Genomic DNA, 18,919 nt, shown 5'->3' with positions numbered 1-18,919 from the left:
TGTGTCAGTTCAATGGATATTTTTTGTAATCATTTACTTCATAATCAACCTAAATCACTACATTTTCAGTGGCCATTATGAACACACATTGTCTATTATTACACAAGATTATATGGTATACTCCGGCTTACGTTAACGAACCATGTAAGTACAGTGCACACCTACTCTGAAAAACATCCCAAGTCACTCCGTATTTTCTTTGCTACTGAAATGTGGGAACGATACGGTTTTTATGTCGTTCAATCGCTTCTAGCACTTTATTTAGCCTTACACTTTAAATGGCCTGACAAGCAAATTTATGCTCTAGTAGGTTCATTTACTGCATTGACTTATCTTTCTCCAGTAGTGGGTGGATGGATAGCTGACAAATTAATAGGTCAAAAGAGAGCTGTTTTACTTGGGGCCATTGTGCTTTTTATAAGCTACTGTATTTTATCGCTCGTGGATAACACCACAGTACTCACTGCTTCACTTGCTGCAATTGCCGTAGGGACAGGTTTACTCAAGCCCAATATCTCTTCACTGTTGGGTAACGAGTATCTTATAGGTTCTGCACGTCGTGAAAGTGGTTTTACTATTTTTTATATGGGAATTACCACCGGTATTATTCTAGGTACTACAGTCCCAAGTATCTTAAACACACACTTTGGTTGGATAGCCTCATTTATAAGTGCGGCGATTGGTATGGTTATCGCCTTTTTCGTATTCTTTTATGGAATCAAAAAATACAACATTAAAGATTACAATCCTTTTGTTTTTCAATATAAAAAAATTATTGCTGCTGCTTTACTCATGGTGTTTTTGTGGTCTTTATCTTTTTATATCCTCAATTCGCCCCAATTAGCTAATATTATTTTTGGTCTTGTTGTTTTATTTTCTGCCGCTTACATTTTTTATTCAGTAAGCAAAGAAAATGCAAATCAATCCAGGCAAACTCTAGTCATTGGCTTATTGTGTATTATTTCTGTTGTATTCTGGTCCTTTTACTTTCAAATGTTTATGTCATTAACTCTGTTTATTTCACGAGTTGTTGAGCCAACATTTCTTGGGATTCAATTCCCACCACCGTATTACGTGACTATTCAAAGTTTTGGGATGTTGATTATTGGCTATTTTCTAGCAAGAAAAAATCCTAAGCTTAATCTGATAGAACGTGGGTTAAGTATTGGGAAAAAATTTCTACTCGCTATATGTATTATTACTGTAGCTTATGCTGTGATCGCTTTAGTGAGTAATTTCACTGACAAAAATGCACTACTTTCTCCACTTTTAATCATCCCAGCTTATTTAATGTTTTCATTATCAGAGCTTCTTTTATCTCCCGTTGGTTTATCTGCTATTACACTTCTAGCAGATAAGAATAAAGTGAGTACCTTAATGGGGATCTTTTTTGTTTCTTTGGGGATTGGTGGGTTTCTATCAGGCAAACTTGCTTCATTAACCGCTATTCCTTCAGGTGAAAAAAACATTGCTATATTAAAAACGCTTTATGCTGCTGCATTTACTCAGCAGCTAGGAATACTGTTTATTGCTGCTTTAGGCTGTTTGGTGCTATTTGCAGTAATTAAATTCTTATTAACCCATGTTCACTTAACAGAATAAGCACTTTTAGGGTGAAATAAAGTATAGCCAGTAGGCTCTTTTTGTTTCACCCAACTTTGATTTTTATATAGATATATTTTTTATAATTCAGGAAATTACGTAGAAACAAACAATAGGATTCACTTCAACTCTTTTTATATAGAGAAAATGCTGCTATCATTCAGCGCTTTTTATAAATAATTCGTATACTTATGCCAGATCAAAATCCAACATTAACAAAACTATTGCAACTTCTTGATGATAATCAAGCCATTGACGTTAAAGTAATTGACGTTCGAAAGCAAACAACAATTACTGACTATATGATTATTGCTTCAGGACGTGCATCTCGCCATGTCAAAGCAATCGCACAAAAATTAATGGAAGATATGAAAGCTGCTGGTTCCCCTGCTATGAATTGTACTGGCTTGGAAACTGGTGATTGGGTTCTTATTGATTTTAGCGACTTTATAGTTCATGTCATGCAACCTGAGTACAGGCAATACTATAATCTGGAAGGTCTGTGGGAAGAATCTCCAAAAGACTGATAATCCATTATGCTAAAAATCACGATTATTACTTTAGGCAATAAAATGCCTGATTGGGTTACTCAAGGATCAAATGAGTATGCCAAACGACTCAATGATGGCATTCAACTAAAAATAATTGAAATACCTCTAATTCGACGCAGTAAGTCATCAGATTTGTCACGGATAATGGAGAAAGAATCTGCTTTAATGAAAGAGGCTTTACCCAATAACGCTCGAATTATTGCTTTAGAAATAGAAGGTAAAGCATTTAGCAGCGAAGAATTAGCCCTGAAAATCTCGCAGTTGAACCAAACAACCAGTCATCTCTGCTTTTTAATTGGAGGACCAGAGGGGCTGTCACAAGACATTCTAAAATTATGTGATGACCGCTGGTCTTTATCAAAACTCACTCTTCCTCATCCATTAGTACGTATTATTTTGCTAGAAACTTTATATAGAGCTTGGTCTATTATTAACAATCATCCATATCATAAGTAATCGTTGTAGCCTAACTCCAAGACTACAGTGCTAGTAAACAATCAAATTTTAAGTTAATATTCCGTCTTTTTGGGTCCAGCTTAACTGACTGTGCGTCAATGAGTCTAAATAAATCTTTTAAAAATTACCGGTCAGAATCTCAGCACCAACTTTTTAGAATTAACTTGTTGGTTGCTTTCCTTATTATTTTATCCTTAATTCTTGTTTTAAGACTCGCTTTTCTACAAATATCTGAATTCAAAAAATATCAGACATTGTCTTTAAAAAACCAGATGAGTATTATTCCCATCGCGCCACCTAGAGGAGTAATTCTTGATAGAAATGGCGTATTACTTGCAGAAAATATTCCTGTTTATGTTCTGGAAATTATTCCTGAGCATGTTAAAAATATCGATCAAACATTAATCGAATTACAAAAACTCATTCCCTCAATCTCTGATGAAGATATAAAAAATTTCAAACGAATTCGAAAACAAAACCGATCTTTTGTACCCATACCAATTAAATTGAAATTAACTCAAGAAGAGGTGGCCCTTTTTGCTATCAATCAATATCATTTTCCTGGCGTCAGTATTAAAGCGCGCCTGATGCGTCATTATCCTTTAGGAGAGATAACCGCCCATGTTTTAGGTTATGTCGGCAGGATTAATATTGAAGAATTAAAAGCAGTCGATCCAACCAATTATCGTGCTACAAACTTTATTGGGAAAGCCGGCATAGAAAAATATTATGAAGATGTACTCCATGGCAAAGTTGGATACCAAATGGTGGAAACTGATGTCAGTGGGCGAACACTAAGAGTCGTTGATAAAATTAATCCGCGCTCAGGAGAAAAACTCTACCTAAGTATTGATGCTAGACTACAGCAAGCAGCTTATGAAGCGCTAAAAGACAAACGTGGAGCGGTTGTCCTGATTAATTCTAAGAATGGGGAAGTTTTGGCAATGGTAAGCTCTCCAAGTTTTGATCCTAATATTTTTGTAGGCGGTGTCAGCTCTAAAGATTATAAAAAACTCTCCAATACATTACAAAGGCCTTTGTTTAATCGAGCAGTACGAGGTGTATACCCGCCCGCTTCAACAATTAAACCGTTTGTGGGATTAGCAGGATTGGATAAAGGCTTTGTCACAACAGCAACAACCATTTACGATCCAGGCCGATATAAACTCCCTACTGCCAGCCACATTTATAGAGATTGGAAAAAAACAGGCCATGGAATGATCAATTTTAAACGTGCGATCACTGTGTCTTGCGATACCTATTTTTATCAACTCGGCAATAAAATGGGTATTTCAAATATTGAAGACATGCTGGTCAAATTTGGCTTAGGTCATTTAAGTCATATTGATCTTTATGAGGAAGCCTCAGGTATTGTGCCCAGCTTGCGGTGGAAAAAACAGACTAAAGGTGTACCCTGGTATCCTGGCGATACCTTAATCTCTTCTATAGGCCAGGGTTTTATGTTGGCTACACCGTTACAAATGGCTAATGCAACAGCATCTTTAAGTCAGCATGGACAACGATTTAGACCTCATTTATTAACGAAAACTGTAAACAGCGATAGCGGTGAAACCAAACAGTATAAGCCTGTTGAAGAGTATCCCATTTATCTTAAAGATGAAGCAAATTGGGATATTGTTGCCGACGCAATGCATAATGTATTAATCAGCAATGAAGGTACGGGATATCGCTTTGGACGTAATCCCCCTTATCCAGTTGCAGGAAAAACCGGTACCGCACAAGTATTTAGCGGTAGACAATATGAAAAAGTAAAATATGAGGACATTCCTGAAGCATTGCGCGATAACTCACTGTTTATCGCATTTACTCCAGTCGAAGAGCCTGAAATTGCACTTGCAGTTGTTGTTGAGAATGATGTTGCTGCTTCCACAGTCGCACGCAAAGTACTCGATACTTACTACCAACTTTATCCGATGAAAACTCATGAACAGAAGACACAGTAAACCCGTTTATCGTTTTACCGCAAAATCACTTCATCTAGACTTTCCCTTATTGGGATTATTGCTTGTACTAGGCGCTTTTGGCCTTTTAATATTATACAGCGCCTCCAATGCCAATGCAGGCATGATTTTACGACAATCAATGAGACTTATTTTTGCATCGCTCATCATGATTGTGCTTGGCTTTATTCCGCCTCATAAATATAAAATATGGACTCCATGGATCTATAGTGTAGGACTAACCTTATTAATCGCGGTGATGCTTATGGGAAAAATTGGTAAGGGAGCGCAACGCTGGCTTGAACTGGGTTTGTTTCGCTTTCAACCTTCCGAAATCATGAAATTGGCCGTTCCTATGATGGCTGCTTGGTATTTTGATCGACAAGCACGGCCCAGTAGTTTTAAATCACTTGTTGTCGCAGGGCTCATTATCTGTGTCCCTGCCCTGCTTATTGCCAAGCAACCCGATTTGGGGACCGCAATTATGGTCGCTGCTGCTGGTGTATGCGTCGTATTTTTAGCTGGAATTCGTTTTAAGATTATTTTATTACTCATGCTCTTAGTCGGTGCGACAATCCCCGTAGTTTGGCATGTCATGCATGATTATCAAAAACAACGTGTTTATACACTGCTTGACCCTGAACAAGATCCATTAGGAGCTGGATATCATATTATTCAGTCCAAAATCGCCATCGGTTCAGGAGGTCTTGCAGGAAAAGGCTGGTTGCAAGGAAGCCAATCTCATCTTAACTTTTTGCCGGAACATGCTACAGATTTTATTTTTGCAGTAACAAGTGAAGAATTTGGATTCGCAGGTGGATTCGCTATTATCGCACTGATTGTTTTAATTTCACTAAGAAGTCTAAACATCGCGTCACACGCGCAAACTACTTATACTCGTCTCTTAGCCGCAAGTCTTGCCATGTCATTCTTTATGTCCGGATTTGTTAATATTGGCATGGTTATGGGAATTATTCCTGTTGTTGGCATTCCCTTGCCTCTAGTCAGTTATGGCGGTACAGCAATGGTTACCTTTTTGGCGAGTTTTGGGATCTTAATGTCCATTAGTTCACATAAGATTTTATTTAATCGCCTGAATTAAAATAGCCTGGCGCAGCAGCGAAACCCTGTAGTAGGCTGGGTTGTTAAGCCCAGCATTTGCTGAGCGCCTCATAATGTCCATCACTGTTATCTCAATTAACAAGTAACTTATCGATAATGTTCATACATTGACCTTGTTACATGCTGGGCTTAGAAGCCCAGCCTACGGTTATTGAGTTCGACAGGAACCTAAAGCAATGCTGCAATTGGCTCAAAACTTCGACGATGAATAATGCACGGGCCGAGTCGGTTTAAAGCTTCCTGATGCGCTACGGTCGCATATCCTTTATGTGCCGCAAATCCATATCCAGGATAAATCGCATCAAGCTCAGCCATTTCTGCATCCCTAAATACTTTTGCAAGAATAGAGGCAGCACTAATTTCAGGAATCAAATTATCACCTTGCACAATTGCCCTACAAGGAATACTTAACTTCGGGAGATGTATGCCATCAACCAAAACTTGATCTGGCTGAATTGGTAACGCTTCAACTGCGCGTTGCATCGCCAACAAAGTAGCATGATGAATATTGAGGGTATCAATTTCATCTACTTCTGCTCTACCAAATGCATAAGCTATAGCTTGCTCTTTTATTTGAGCAGATAACAATTCACGCTTTTTCGCACTTAATTTTTTTGAGTCTGCAAGACCATCAATAGGTTCTTTTAAAATAACTGCTGCGGTAACCACTGCACCTGCCAAAGGACCACGTCCTACTTCATCTACTCCAGCTATAAGCATAATATTCTTCTCGTTCTTTAAATTCAGTATAGCCATGGCTTTAATGTTGACTAATAATACTCTTTTAAAATTGATTTATCATCCAGGAAATGCGATCATTCGCACAAATAATTAGCATATAGACATTAATGAGTAAAATTCGTTGCGCAGTAATTGGTGTAGGTTATTTGGGTAGATTTCATGCACAAAAATATAAACTCCTTCCAAATGCCGAGTTAGTTGGGGTTTGTGACCTAAATCAGCAAGCATTAAAGGCCGTATCACAAGAATTACAGGTACCAGGCTATAATGATTATCGAGACTTATTTGGTAATGTTGATGCAGTAAGCATTGCCGCAACGACTAATAAGCATTTTGATATCGCCAAAGCATGCTTAGAACATGGCATACATGTGTTAATTGAAAAACCAATTACTGAAACCATAGAGCAAGCCGAAGAATTAATTCGTCTTGCCAAGAAAAACCATGTGAAATTGCAAGTAGGGCATCTTGAACGCTTTAACTCTGCGCGTTTGGCTTTAGATGAATATTTAGATACACCTTTATTTATACAATCAGAGCGCTTAGCTCCATTTAACCCACGAGGTGCAGATGTTAACGTGATTCTTGACATTATGATTCATGACATCGATTTAGTACAAAATATAGTAAAAAGCCCTATTGCATCAATTCATGCCCACGGGACGCCAGTCATTACTAATGCAATCGATATTGCCAATGCCCATATTACATTTGCCAATCAGTGTGTTGCCAATATTACAGCAAGTCGAGTAAGCTTTAAAACAGAACGCAAAACAAGGATATTTCAGCCTAATTCATATCTTTCAATCGATTATCAAAACAAAAAATTTGCTGTATTTAAAAAAGGAAATGGCGAATTATTTCCTGGTATTCCTGATATCACTCGTGATGAAAAAGAATTTGAAAAAGGCGATGCTTTGTTTGAAGAAATAAAGTCATTCCTCCAATGCATTGAAGAAAACAGCATACCATTGGTTACTGGTGAAGATGGTCGTCTTGCGCTCGAAACCGCAGAGAAAATTACTGCGCTTATTCAGAATAATTTGATGGAACGTCATGCAAAAATCTAAACGCGTTGTCATTATTGCGGGTGAAGAATCAGGTGATGTTCATGCATCAGTTTTAATTAGGCAATTAAAAGCTACCTATCCCGATATAGAGATTAGTGGAATTGGTGGTCACCATATGCAAGAGGCCGGAGCCCAAATCATTTCTGATTTGGCGCGTTTTGGAGTTACAGGACTTACAGCGGTTATTCGCCACCTTAATGTAATTCGTAAAGCATTTACTGCCATCAAAAAACATTTAAAGCAACAAAAACCAGATTTGCTTATTTTAGTAGATTACCCAGGCTTTAATTTGAGGCTGGCTAAATATGCAAAACAAAAATTAGGTATCAAAATTCTTTATTATATAAGCCCTCAAATTTGGGCTTGGAAAGCAAATCGCATTCATATTATAAAAAAATGTGTGGACCAAATGGCAGTTATCCTGCCTTTTGAGAAAACGATATACGAAAAGGCTCAAGTTCCAGTAAACTTCGTTGGCCATCCTTTAGTAGAAAAAATAATATCGGTAGACGATAGTCAATCTCAACGTACAGCACTGGGACTTCCTCAGGACGCCAATATTTTTGCACTGCTTCCAGGAAGTCGTACTAACGAAATTAAATATCATATGCCAATACTGCGTGATACGGCGCAAATTTTGCAACAACGCTACCCTAACCTGCATTTTGTAATTCCCGTTGCAGATACAATTAATCCAGAAACAATTAAACATTATTTTTCTAATACAAATTTGCCTATCAGCTTTGTACAAGGTAAGGCAATAAACTGCATGGCCGCCGCAGATTTTATCATTGTTGCATCCGGAACCGCCTCTCTTGAGTGTGCTTTATTAGAAAAGCCTATGTGTATTATTTATAAATCGTCACTTATTTCCTACGCCCTAGCAATGCAGTTCATCAAAGTAAAATTTTTTGGTCTGTGCAATCTTTTAGCGAACAGTATGATTGTTCCTGAATTTTTACAATACGATTGCAATGCCTATGAATTAACTCGATATATTGATCGTTTTTATAATGATCCAGAACAACCTCAAAAGATGATTTCTAAATTATCCAAGGTAAAAAAATCATTGTCCTCAGAAAAATCTGATCGCTCATTATTTGGTCTTGTGGTGAATGAATTGCTCGAAAATAATGCATAGTTTTCTCTTAAAAATATAGAATATCAATTATCCTTCATGTACAATTAATTTTGCTTTCATTTTAAATGTTAGCAATTGGAATGTGTGATTTAATTAATAATAAGGAAGTTAAGATGACTGTCATTGAAACACCTGATACTACTCTAAGCATGACTAAGCAAGACCAAGGTCTCCAAGATTTAGTCTACAATTTAGTTACTCGTTTTCTTGCTGAAAACAAGACCAAAAACATTGATGACCTTTACGACATGATATTATCTGAAGTTGAGCCACCATTACTGCAAGCAGTTATGGAAAAACGTCGTGGCAATCAACTACAAGCTGCTAAGATGCTGGGTATTAGCCGTGGCACCATCCGTAAGAAACTCCAAAGATATTTTGGAACTAAATATTTTCGTCTAACTGATGAATAATAAATTTTAATTCGGAAACTAGGACCTGTTTACAGGCCATAGTTCTGTTAAAAAGGCTCGAGATTCGAGCCTTTTTTTTGCTGTCTATGAACAGTTTTTAAGGATTTTTAATGAAAAAAATAATATATCTAAGCCCTCTAATCAGCTTACTATTAACCTCCTGCGTGACCGATAAACCTGATGTTATTACAGATGATGCGGGTAATTTACATTACACAACCCCTTATAAAGATGATAAACGAGGGCGCAAAGCTTTCTCTACAAAGCGTGATGTACATGGGAAAAAGCTCTTCGTTTTTGACCCTAAGGCTAATGCATGGGCCGCTTATGATGCGCAAGGAAACAGAGTTATGACAGGCAGCGCATCGGGTGGGATGAATTACTGTGATGATATTCATGAATCATGTAGAACAGTTACAGGAACCTACCATGTGTTCAATAAAAAAGGTGCTGACTGTAAATCCAATGAATATCCTATTGCTCGAGATGGACATGTAGTTGGTGGCGCAAAAATGCCTTATTGCATGCATTTCCATGATGGTTATGCAATTCATGCGGCTTATGAAGTTCCTAAATACAACAGCAGTCATGGTTGTATCCGTGTTTTACCCGGTGCAGCAAAATGGCTGAATGAGAATTTCATTGATGTAGGAACAACCGTATTGGTACTTCCATACGCTTAGTCATCGAATATCCCTCCCCTAAACTGATTCTGGAATGTATGTTTTTCCAGAATCAGTTTCATTTTTTTATAAGGATAATCGAGCATGTCACTATCAAAACTGAATATTAAAGATTTGGTCGAGCAACTTACAGATTCATTCATTGGCCATGCTAATTACTCTGAACTACGCGATTCATGTATTCTCATGTCCCCGATTTCTTCTGTAACCAACAATGTTGAAAGACGGCTTGAGCTGCGCCTTAAAATGGAACAACCAGAGGCTTCGTTACAATTAACATTAGATGCGTGTAAAAAACAACTACAGCATGACTTGAACGAAGAAAAAGATGATCTAATAGAAGAGCAAAACGACTCAGCAACATCGAAGCAGTTATTATTTGATCTAAGTTCCACTCAAGAAAAAATTAGAATCGTTGATCGAGAGATGTGGGAGCTCGGTCTTCAAATTGAAGAAATTAAAACGCGCATTGCACTGCAAGAAAAAGCCCGTAAGAAAATTGATGAGGAATCAAATCAACATCAAAATACACACTCCCAAGGAACCCATACTCATCCCGAGCAGAGTGCCAAAACAACTCATGCTCATCCCGAACCCATTGATCAGCATGCCAAAACAGTTCATGAACATTCAGAACACACTGAACAGCATGCTAAAACAACTCACGCTCATTCTGAGTCTGATCAGCATTTAAAAACAACTCATACTCATCAAGAAAAATCGCATCATGGCCACCAAGAATCAGACCTCGTGGTGCTAAAAAGAAAACTTGAGGCGAAGCTGGAGTCACTCCAAAATAGCTCCTCAACAGGGCATAAAAAATATAATGAATATGAAACTCAACTAAAATTACTACTTGAAAAAATAGCACAAAGAAAACACCGAGCTTTGGAGCGAGAAACAAGAGCTAGAGCTCGTTTAACTAATGATCCAGATTTATTGCAACTTTCGCAGAGCAATCTCCATTTATTGAATGAAGCCATTTCAGGAAAACATAAGGAACTGCAAAAAAAACAACAGCAATTAATGCAGACAGCACTTGAAAGCAGTTATCAAACTTATCTGGACCGACTTGAAATTTATTTACAATCAGTGACACCTCTCTCTTACCAAGAAAACTCTTCGCTTAAACAAATTATTAGTTTGATCCGCAAGCATCTTTCAACTAAAGCAGAAGAACAAAAGGTAATACTTGAGCATAATGCAGCGGAGCTTAAGAAAGAAAAATTAATTGGGGAAAAGCGTCAAAAAGAAAATATTGTTGTTCAATTTAAAAGAACAAACCCACAACTCGCATTACAAAATGTAACATTAGAAGAACAAAATAAACAATTAGCACTAACCATTGAAGTGCAACATGGCTATAGAAATAGCCTTTTACAAATAGGACTACTTTTTCTTATTTTTACTAGTGGGGCTGCCGTAGCAGGGATAGTTATTGAAGGAGGATTGATTGCTTCCCTACTTTTAGCCCCTGCTGCTGTGCTTGGTGTTATCACGTTGAGTCTTTTCATTGCGGCATTGGTTTATACAATCAAGAGCAATATGGACAGCAATCAATTAAGTAAAAACCAAACAACAATAAAAGATAATCTCGCCACAATTGAGCGACAAAGTAGCAACATAATTTCACTTGAAAAAGAAACAATTCCTGCAATAAGCAATGAAATAAGTGACGCTGAACGTAATCTCAGTACACTTGATAAACGCATCAATGAATTACACCAACTGGCCGAACTCCAACTTAATACGGCAAAACTTGTAACCATTACAAAACCCAGCCAACAGCAACTCTTTATTGAGCAAACGTCTCAAGATACATTTCAAACGTCAACTCAACCATCAGCTCCATTTATGGAGGCAGAGGAAGATGAAGATAAAAAAGAAGCACTTACTTTTTAGCTGGTTGTGCCTCGGGTTCATTTATGGCCCGGATTAGCACAGCGTAATCCGGGATTTTAATAGATGAATGGCTTCTCAATCCCGGGTTACGGTTACACCTAACCCAGGCTGCGAAGAATTGTTGTTACACTGCAGATGAAACCAATAACTTATTGATTCGATTTACAAAATCGGCAGGATTATCTAATTGTCCGCCTTCAGCTAAAACAGCTTGTTCGAATAGCATAGTGACCCATAATTCAAATAAATCATCATCTTGAATATCATCCAAACGTTTAATTAAGGCATGTTCAGGATTAATTTCAAACACAGGTTTGCTCACAGGCACTTGTTGGCCAGCAGCTTGTAGGATGCGTTGCATTTCTAAGCCCATATCTTGCTCATCCGCAACAATACATGCAGGCGAATCAGTTAGCCTATTTGTCACCAGCACCTCTTTAACTCGCAAATCTAAAACCTTCTTAATATGCTTCAATAAAGGCTCGAGTGTTTTTTCTTGTTCTTTAATTTGCTCTGAAGAATCATCATCTAATTCAACTTTTCCCTTGGAAATAGACTGTAGTTTCTTTTCAGCATATTCACTTAAATAACCAACCAACCACTCGTCGATCTTATCACTCAGCAATAATACTTCTATTCCTTTTTTCCTAAAAATTTCCAAATGAGGACTATTTTTTGCGGCATTGTAACTGGAAGCCGTAATGTAATAAATCTTATCTTGCCCTTCTTTCATGCGACTGATGTACTCATCTAATGTAACTTCTTGCTTCTCTGAATTAGTCGCAGTCGTAGCAAAACGAAGTAATTTGGCAATGGCTTCTTTATTAGTAAAATCCTCGATGGGGCCTTCTTTTAAAACCAATCCAAATTCATTCCAAAACTTTTGATACGTTTCTTTATCCTGAGTACTCATTTTTTCAAGCATTGATAAAACACGTTTTGTACATGCAGAGCGGATGCTTTCTACTTGTTTGTTGTCTTGTAAAATTTCTCGTGACACATTAAGTGGTAAATCACTCGCATCAACAATACCTTTTACAAAACGTAAATAACGAGGTAAAAATTGGGTGGCATCATCCATAATAAAAACACGTTTCACATAAAGTTTTAAACCATGCTTCATTTCATTTTGCCACATATCAAACGGAGCATGAGCAGGAATATAAAGTAAAGAAACATAATCATTCTTACCTTCAACATGGTTATGAGACCAGATGAGAGGCTCCTGAAAGTCATGTGAAATGTGTTTATAGAGTTGTTTATACTCTTCATCGGTAATATCTGATTTTTGCATCGTCCATAAAGCAGTTGCTTTATTTACCGTTTCATATTCGTTTGACTCTTTATCATCTTCAGCAACTTTCTTCATCATGATAGGCCAGCAAATATGATCTGAATATTTGCTGATAATACTTCGTAAACGCCAATCACTAAGAAACTCATCACAATCGTCTTTGATATGTAAGGTAATTTCCGTACCGCGTGTTGTTTTATTTTCAGAGGCAATGGTAAATTCGCCTTCACCATTAGATTCCCAAACGATTCCCTCTTCAGGTTTCATGCCTGCGCGTCGACTTTTTACAGTGACTTTATCTGCAACGATGAATGCTGAATAAAAACCTACACCAAATTGCCCTATTAACTGTGAATCTTTTGCACTTTCACCTGTTAAATGACTCATAAATTCCCTAGTGCCTGATTTTGCAATTGTTCCTAAGTTTTCAACCGCTTCATCCCAACTTAAACCAATGCCATTATCTTTAATGGTGATTGTTTTTAACTTTTCATTCACATCAATAGTAATTTTTAAATCAGAATCATTTTCATAAAGTGTACTGTTTGATAAAGCCAAAAATCTTAATTTATCTAATGCATCCGAAGCATTAGATACCAGCTCTCGTAAAAATATTTCCTTGTTGCTATAAAGCGAATGCACTACCAAATGCAACATTTGCTTTACTTCTGTTTGAAAGCCCATAGTTTGTTGCTTACTCGACATTTACCTGATCTCCTAGTTACACATTTTATGATGATGTTCTACATATAGGGTTTGATTTAATAAATTTCAAGGGGGAAATAGAATGAAATTATCATTTGTTCTCTATGTAATTAAACCCAGGCATCGTTAATGTACCGCCGGAGTGAATAATTAAGACATTGCCTTTTAATTTCTGGCTTTCAATGCATTTTCTTGATTCATAAAATAGCTTTGCTGCATAGATGGGATCAGCCAAAATACCCTCCTCTCGCGCCATGCGTTTGACTTCATTTTTAATGGTTTGATTTACAGAACCAAAAGCTTTTGCTGTAGTAGGGTAAAAGCAAAGAAAATTTTGAGGGATAAATCCAATCCATTGTTCTAATTTATTTCTAAAAATTGATTCGTTATCAGCAAGCAGCAGTACATGAACTTGTGCTAAATGATTTAATCGGTTCAATCCATTAATCAGAGCTGTAGCTGAAAAACCAGTGCCTGCGTCCATAAAAATATGTTGGAATTTTAAATCTAAAGCGTACTCATTCAAAATAATATCATCAGCGAGGGTCAATGCTCCGCTCATTGCTTCTAGAACACTTGCGCCTTCCTCTAAAACAAATCCAGGTTCTTTTAGTGCGTGTAAGTAGTTATATGCCAATTCATTAACCTGTGGCCATTGATCACGATTAACCCACACAATCTCCCGTTCATCGAGAAATAAACGACTTAATTTATAGTTCCCCTGTAGCTCTAATTTCCAGGGCTGAATTAGAAAAACAGTAACATTTAGCTTAAACTCTCTGGCCAACTGTAGTGCGGCGAGTAAATTATTAGATTGTGGTCCTGCAATAATAATTAAATGCTGTATTCCCTGCTTTATTAAAAAAGGGAAAAGACTGGCATATTTACGCAATTTTGACCCACTAATACCACATCCTAACTCATCATCGCGCTTAACATAACAATTCACCTCCTGAGCAGGAAAATGATTTAAGTGATGTACTCGACTGGATAAATTCCACATAAGAATAAAATAAATAATACATGTAGCCTGGGTGCAGCGTAGCGAAACCCGGGAAATCATATTTACAAAACGCTGCGCGACACCAAGCTACATGTGAAATAATAATTAATGAGCATCCCTGACAAAATCAAGATGTTGCTCAGTTGAAGTTGATTTATGAAACTTATAGCCCAATTCATTAAATTGCTTAAGCTGGGTCAAATCATCAAATTGATTTTGCATAAGAAATTTTGCCATTGTTCCGCGAGCTTTTTTAGCATGAATGCCAATCATTTTCATTTGCTCATTCTTCTTTTCATAAAAATTAATCGTAACAATTGGATAATTCAATTTTTTTTCATCAACTGCTTTAAAATATTCCGTGGAGGCAAGATTAATCAACACAGGATTATTTTGCATAGCCAATTGTTGATTCAGTGCATGAGTCACTGCTTCTTGCCAAAAATCATATAGATTTTTGCCAGAAGGATTCTCTAAGCGTACCCCCATTTCAAGTCTATAAGGCTGAATGCTGTCAAGAGGTTTCAATAAACCATAGAGCCCAGATAATATTCGCAGGTGATTTTGTGAATATGCCACAGTCTTTTGTTCCCAGCTTGCCGCGTTTAAACCCTGATACACATCTCCCTGAAATAAAAATAAAGCAGGATATGAGTGTGGCAATACTTTTTTATCCAAATCAAAAGATTGATAACGATGATAATTTAATTCAGCTAAATCCTTAGACAAATCCATCAGAGCAGCTATCTCTGTCACTGATTTTGTTTTCATCAATTGAGCAAGAGTATTTGTTTTATCCAAAAATATAGGTTGCGATGTAGTTTCAGTATACGGTTTAGAAGTATTTAATAATTTTTTAGCTGGCGATAATAGAATTAGCATAATTTATTTTTCCCTAGAAACTTAGAGCCTATTTACAGACCTAACGTGCTCCTCCACCAGGAACCATGCCTACTCGTGGTCTAAAAACATAAATAGTTATAGGATCGCTTGTTTCAATCACATTTCCATCTGCATCCAAAATTTGTACTGCTAATGTATGAGTTCCTCGATACATACCGTTTACTTCAAACACAGGATTTCTTTGCGGCTCGCCAAGGGCACCGTTATCGTATATTAATTGCAACTTATCCCCTGGGAATAAATCAGGTTCTACTTCTACAGTCACTGCAACAAACCCTTGATTATTACGAATTGTTGTACTTGTTTGAGGCTGGGCAATCGCTAATTTAGTATAAGTATGTTTTAACTTTACTGCATGCTCCCCATGTTCTGGTTCTGTTGGTGCAGTTGAAGGGGTTGGTGATGAAAAACTTTGTGCATCAGGAATCGTTATTACTTCAGCTCCCGGATGTGGGGTATCGCTGAAATGAACATTTCCTTGGCTGTCCGTCCATCTGTAAATTTGCGCATAAGATGCGCAAATCACCATCGTCAATGATAGAAAAACAAAAAATTTATTCATCACCGTTTATCCCTAAAGGCTGTAATAAAGCTCAAACTCGTATGGATGAGTCAGGCTTCTGATTTTACTAATTTCCTTTTGCTTCATACTAATGTAGTTATTAATGAAATCTTGGGTAAACACATCACCTTGTAACAAGAAATCATAATCCATTGCCAGATTTTCCATAGATTGTTCCAAAGAAGCACATACTGTGGGTACATCAACAAGTTCTTCTGGAGGTAAATCATAGAGATCTTTATCCATTGCATGGCCTGGATGAATTTTTCGTTGGATTCCATCCAATCCTGCCATCATCATAGCAGCAAATGCTAAGTATGGGTTTGCTGTAGGATCAGGGAAACGTACTTCAATACGACGCGCTTTAGGATTGTTCACATGAGGAATACGAATCGCAGCAGAACGATTTCTTGCTGAATAAGCCAGTAGAACTGGAGCCTCAAAACCTGGTACTAAGCGTTTGTAACTGTTAGTTGATGGGTTAGTAAATGCGTTTAAAGCACGAGCATGCTTGATAATTCCACCAATATAATAAAGTGCTGTTTCTGAAAGACCAGCATATTGATCACCAGAAAACAGATTCACCCCATCTTTAACTAATGATTGATGGCAATGCATCCCACTTCCATTATCACCAACTAAAGGCTTAGGCATAAAGGTAGCTGTTTTTCCATAATTATGGGCTACGTTATGCACTACATATTTTAAAATAAGCAGTTCATCTGCTTTCTTTGTCAACGTATTAAATCGAGTAGCAATTTCACATTGGTTTGCCGTAGCAACTTCATGATGGTGTGCTTCGACTACCATGCCCAATGATTCAAGAGTTAAGCTCATTGCAGAACGCAGATCATGCGAGGAATCTACTGGAGGAACAGGGAAATAACCACCTTTTATTGCTGGGCGATGGCCGATATTGCCCCCTTCTAACGCTTTTCCTGAATACCATTGAGCTTCTTCTGAGTCGATTTTATAAAAAGCGCCACCGATGGTTGTTTCCCATTGTACGCTATCAAAAACAAAAAACTCTGGCTCAGGTCCAAAAAGACAAGTATCTGCAATACCAGTAGATTGCAAATAAGCTTCAGCTCGCAAAGCAAGCGATCTGGGACAACGTTCGTATCCCATCATGGTTTTTGGGTCAACTACATTACATCGAATAAATAACGTATTGTCTTGAAAAAAAGGATCAAGCTTAATTGTTTCCAGATCAGGCATTAAAGCCAAATCAGACTGATGTATTTTCTGCCATCCTTCAAAAGATGATCCATCAATCATTTTCCCATTTTCGACAAAATCGTCATCCACAGATGAAACTGGAATGGTGATATGCTGTTCTTTTCCGCGAATATCTGTAAATCGCAGATCAATTAATTTGGCATCATGTTCCTTAATCGCCTCAAGTACTGTATTTTTGCTCATTATTGCTCTCCAGGATAGTCTGGGTATATAGTGTACCTTAAGTGACTTATTAAACCCAATAGATTAAACTCTATGTTTTAACATAAACCATAAAAATTATGGGTGCTTATCAATATCAGGCCATTCAAAAAAGCGGTAACGCAACTAAAGGTGTATTGGAAGCAGACTCTGAACGTCACGCGCGCCAACTTTTGCGTGATCAAGGACTTATTCCTACCCAAATTCGTGCGTTAGCCCAGCAACGTTCAGGTAGCCAAGCCAAAGGTAAAATTTCTGCAGCTGACCTTGCGCTATTCACTCGTCAATTAGCTACCTTGCTTGCCGCTGGCATCCCTGTTGAGGAGTCGTTACGCGGGGTTAGTGAGCAAACAGAAAAAGATAAAGTAAGGGAACTGATTATCGGTGTTCGCGCAAAAGTACTTGAAGGCTATGGATTAGCACAAGCTATGGCACAATTTCCACATGCATTCCCAGAATTATATCGGTCCACGGTAGGCTCAGGTGAACAAACTGGACACCTCGATGTAGTTTTAGAAAAATTAGCTGATTACACTGAAAATCAACAGCAAACACGGCAAAAAGTCCAGCAAGCCTTGATTTATCCGCTTATTATGATCCTCGTTTCAATTGCTATTATTTGTTTTTTGCTGAGTTTTGTAGTTCCTAAAATCATCGAGGTTTTCACCAGCGGAGGACAAACCCTTCCTGAAATGACGCTAATACTAATTAATATAAGCCATTTCATTAAAAATTATGGCCTATATGCTTTAATTGGCATTATCCTGATATGTATTGGCTTTAAGAAAAGCCTTGCCAATGAAAAAATTAAAACTCTTTGGCATCGCCTATTATTGAAATTACCTATCGTTTCATACTTAGTAAAAACAGTTAATATTTCGCGTTACATACATACTTTTGGTATACTTTTCGCAGCGGGTGTGAGCGTTCTAGAAACCATGCGTGTTGCAGCAAGTCTAGTAACTAATGTCGTGATGCGGCAGGCGTTCGATACTGCTACAATTAAAGTTAGGGAAGGATGTGGGATTAGTGAAGCCTTAAAAGAAACAGGTTATATTAGTCCTATGGCAATCCATTTAATTGCCAGTGGTGAGAAAAGTGGCCAGTTATCCAATATGATGGAGCGTGCAGCCGTACATCTGGATAATGAAGTTAAGCGGTTAATTGACACCTCATTAACATTATTGGAACCTTTGGTGATTTTGATAATGGGAGCGGTTGTCCTGTTTATTGTACTCGCGACATTATTACCTATTTTCTCAATGGAACAATTAATTACTTAAAGTTAAAAACGTGTAGCCTGTTAAGTATCGGGTTTCTCATCATTTAACTTAGGAAAATAGTTGAAACAATGGCGAGCACGCTAAAGC

Annotated in this window: 17 protein-coding genes; 11 read left to right on the top strand and 6 right to left on the bottom strand. The window is 37.5% G+C overall.

Annotated features, from left to right (window positions below; translation table 11 throughout):
* Positions 1–153: 153 nt before the first annotated feature.
* The 5 genes from BGO44_RS07200 (at position 154) to rodA (ending at position 5,672) form a co-directional block, all read left to right on the top strand.
* Positions 154–1,602 carry a peptide MFS transporter gene (locus BGO44_RS07200; protein ID WP_273200624.1) on the top strand — a complete coding sequence of 483 codons (1,449 nt, stop codon included), beginning with the start codon at positions 154–156 and terminating at the stop codon, positions 1,600–1,602.
* A gap of 191 nt (positions 1,603–1,793) precedes the next feature.
* Positions 1,794–2,129: a ribosome silencing factor gene (rsfS, locus tag BGO44_RS07195; RefSeq protein WP_273200623.1), complete on the top strand. Its 336-nt coding sequence runs from the start codon at positions 1,794–1,796 to the stop codon at positions 2,127–2,129.
* A gap of 9 nt (positions 2,130–2,138) precedes the next feature.
* Complete coding sequence (gene rlmH / locus BGO44_RS07190; RefSeq protein WP_273200621.1) at positions 2,139–2,609, top strand: 23S rRNA (pseudouridine(1915)-N(3))-methyltransferase RlmH; 471 nt, start codon at positions 2,139–2,141, stop codon at positions 2,607–2,609.
* Positions 2,610–2,707: 98 nt separating this feature from the next.
* Positions 2,708–4,573 carry a penicillin-binding protein 2 gene (gene mrdA, locus BGO44_RS07185; RefSeq protein ID WP_273200619.1) on the top strand — a complete coding sequence of 622 codons (1,866 nt, stop codon included), beginning with the start codon at positions 2,708–2,710 and terminating at the stop codon, positions 4,571–4,573.
* The gene (gene rodA, locus BGO44_RS07180; RefSeq protein ID WP_273200617.1) at positions 4,554–5,672 is read left to right on the top strand and encodes a rod shape-determining protein RodA; all 1,119 of its coding nucleotides are present in this window, start codon (positions 4,554–4,556) and stop codon (positions 5,670–5,672) included. Before mrdA ends, rodA begins: the two co-directional genes overlap by 20 nt.
* A gap of 188 nt (positions 5,673–5,860) precedes the next feature.
* Here the strand turns inward: rodA and rnhB are convergent, their stop codons facing one another.
* Positions 5,861–6,412, bottom strand: a complete 552-nt coding sequence (gene rnhB, locus BGO44_RS07175) for a ribonuclease HII (RefSeq protein ID WP_058510169.1) — start codon at positions 6,410–6,412, stop codon at positions 5,861–5,863.
* A 128-nt stretch (positions 6,413–6,540) separates the two neighbouring features.
* On the opposite strand from rnhB, the gene BGO44_RS07170 reads away from it, so the two are divergent.
* The 5 genes from BGO44_RS07170 (at position 6,541) to BGO44_RS07150 (ending at position 11,642) form a co-directional block, all read left to right on the top strand.
* Complete coding sequence (locus BGO44_RS07170) at positions 6,541–7,503, top strand: Gfo/Idh/MocA family protein (protein ID WP_273200616.1); 963 nt, start codon at positions 6,541–6,543, stop codon at positions 7,501–7,503.
* Complete coding sequence (gene lpxB / locus BGO44_RS07165) at positions 7,490–8,644, top strand: lipid-A-disaccharide synthase (RefSeq protein WP_273200614.1); 1,155 nt, start codon at positions 7,490–7,492, stop codon at positions 8,642–8,644. The genes BGO44_RS07170 and lpxB overlap by 14 nt, the downstream gene beginning before the upstream one ends.
* Before the next feature lie 113 nt (positions 8,645–8,757).
* Positions 8,758–9,057 (top strand): helix-turn-helix domain-containing protein, encoded by a 300-nt coding sequence (locus BGO44_RS07160; protein WP_028380363.1) that lies wholly within the window; start codon positions 8,758–8,760, stop codon positions 9,055–9,057.
* Between the two features lie 110 nt (positions 9,058–9,167).
* Positions 9,168–9,740, top strand: coding sequence for a L,D-transpeptidase (locus BGO44_RS07155; RefSeq protein ID WP_058510166.1), 573 nt, complete (start codon positions 9,168–9,170; stop codon positions 9,738–9,740).
* An 84-nt stretch (positions 9,741–9,824) separates the two neighbouring features.
* Positions 9,825–11,642: a hypothetical protein gene (locus tag BGO44_RS07150; protein WP_273200611.1), complete on the top strand. Its 1,818-nt coding sequence runs from the start codon at positions 9,825–9,827 to the stop codon at positions 11,640–11,642.
* 124 nt (positions 11,643–11,766) lie between these two features.
* Here BGO44_RS07150 and htpG read toward each other — a convergent pair whose 3' ends face one another.
* The 5 genes from htpG to glnA all read right to left on the bottom strand — a co-directional run bounded on the left by htpG (position 11,767) and on the right by glnA (position 17,531).
* Positions 11,767–13,641, bottom strand: coding sequence for a molecular chaperone HtpG (gene htpG, locus BGO44_RS07145; protein ID WP_058510164.1), 1,875 nt, complete (start codon positions 13,639–13,641; stop codon positions 11,767–11,769).
* A 91-nt stretch (positions 13,642–13,732) separates the two neighbouring features.
* Positions 13,733–14,644 (bottom strand): 1-aminocyclopropane-1-carboxylate deaminase, encoded by a 912-nt coding sequence (locus BGO44_RS07140; RefSeq protein WP_273200608.1) that lies wholly within the window; start codon positions 14,642–14,644, stop codon positions 13,733–13,735.
* A 105-nt stretch (positions 14,645–14,749) separates the two neighbouring features.
* The gene (yaaA, locus tag BGO44_RS07135) at positions 14,750–15,526 is read right to left on the bottom strand and encodes a peroxide stress protein YaaA (RefSeq protein WP_273200605.1); all 777 of its coding nucleotides are present in this window, start codon (positions 15,524–15,526) and stop codon (positions 14,750–14,752) included.
* A 40-nt stretch (positions 15,527–15,566) separates the two neighbouring features.
* Complete coding sequence (locus BGO44_RS07130; RefSeq protein ID WP_058510161.1) at positions 15,567–16,109, bottom strand: DUF4124 domain-containing protein; 543 nt, start codon at positions 16,107–16,109, stop codon at positions 15,567–15,569.
* A gap of 12 nt (positions 16,110–16,121) precedes the next feature.
* Positions 16,122–17,531, bottom strand: coding sequence for a type I glutamate--ammonia ligase (glnA, locus tag BGO44_RS07125; RefSeq protein WP_058510160.1), 1,410 nt, complete (start codon positions 17,529–17,531; stop codon positions 16,122–16,124).
* 98 nt (positions 17,532–17,629) lie between these two features.
* On the opposite strand from glnA, the gene lspF reads away from it, so the two are divergent.
* Positions 17,630–18,832, top strand: coding sequence for a GspF family T2SS innner membrane protein variant LspF (lspF, locus tag BGO44_RS07120; RefSeq protein WP_058510159.1), 1,203 nt, complete (start codon positions 17,630–17,632; stop codon positions 18,830–18,832).
* Positions 18,833–18,919 lie beyond the last annotated feature (87 nt).

Source organism: Legionella sp. 39-23 (assembly GCF_001897665.1).
GTDB classification, from domain to species: Bacteria; Pseudomonadota; Gammaproteobacteria; order Legionellales; family Legionellaceae; genus Legionella; species Legionella steelei.
The sequence above is the reverse complement of the archived record's forward strand: the minus strand, read 5'-3'. Positions and strand labels throughout refer to the sequence as shown.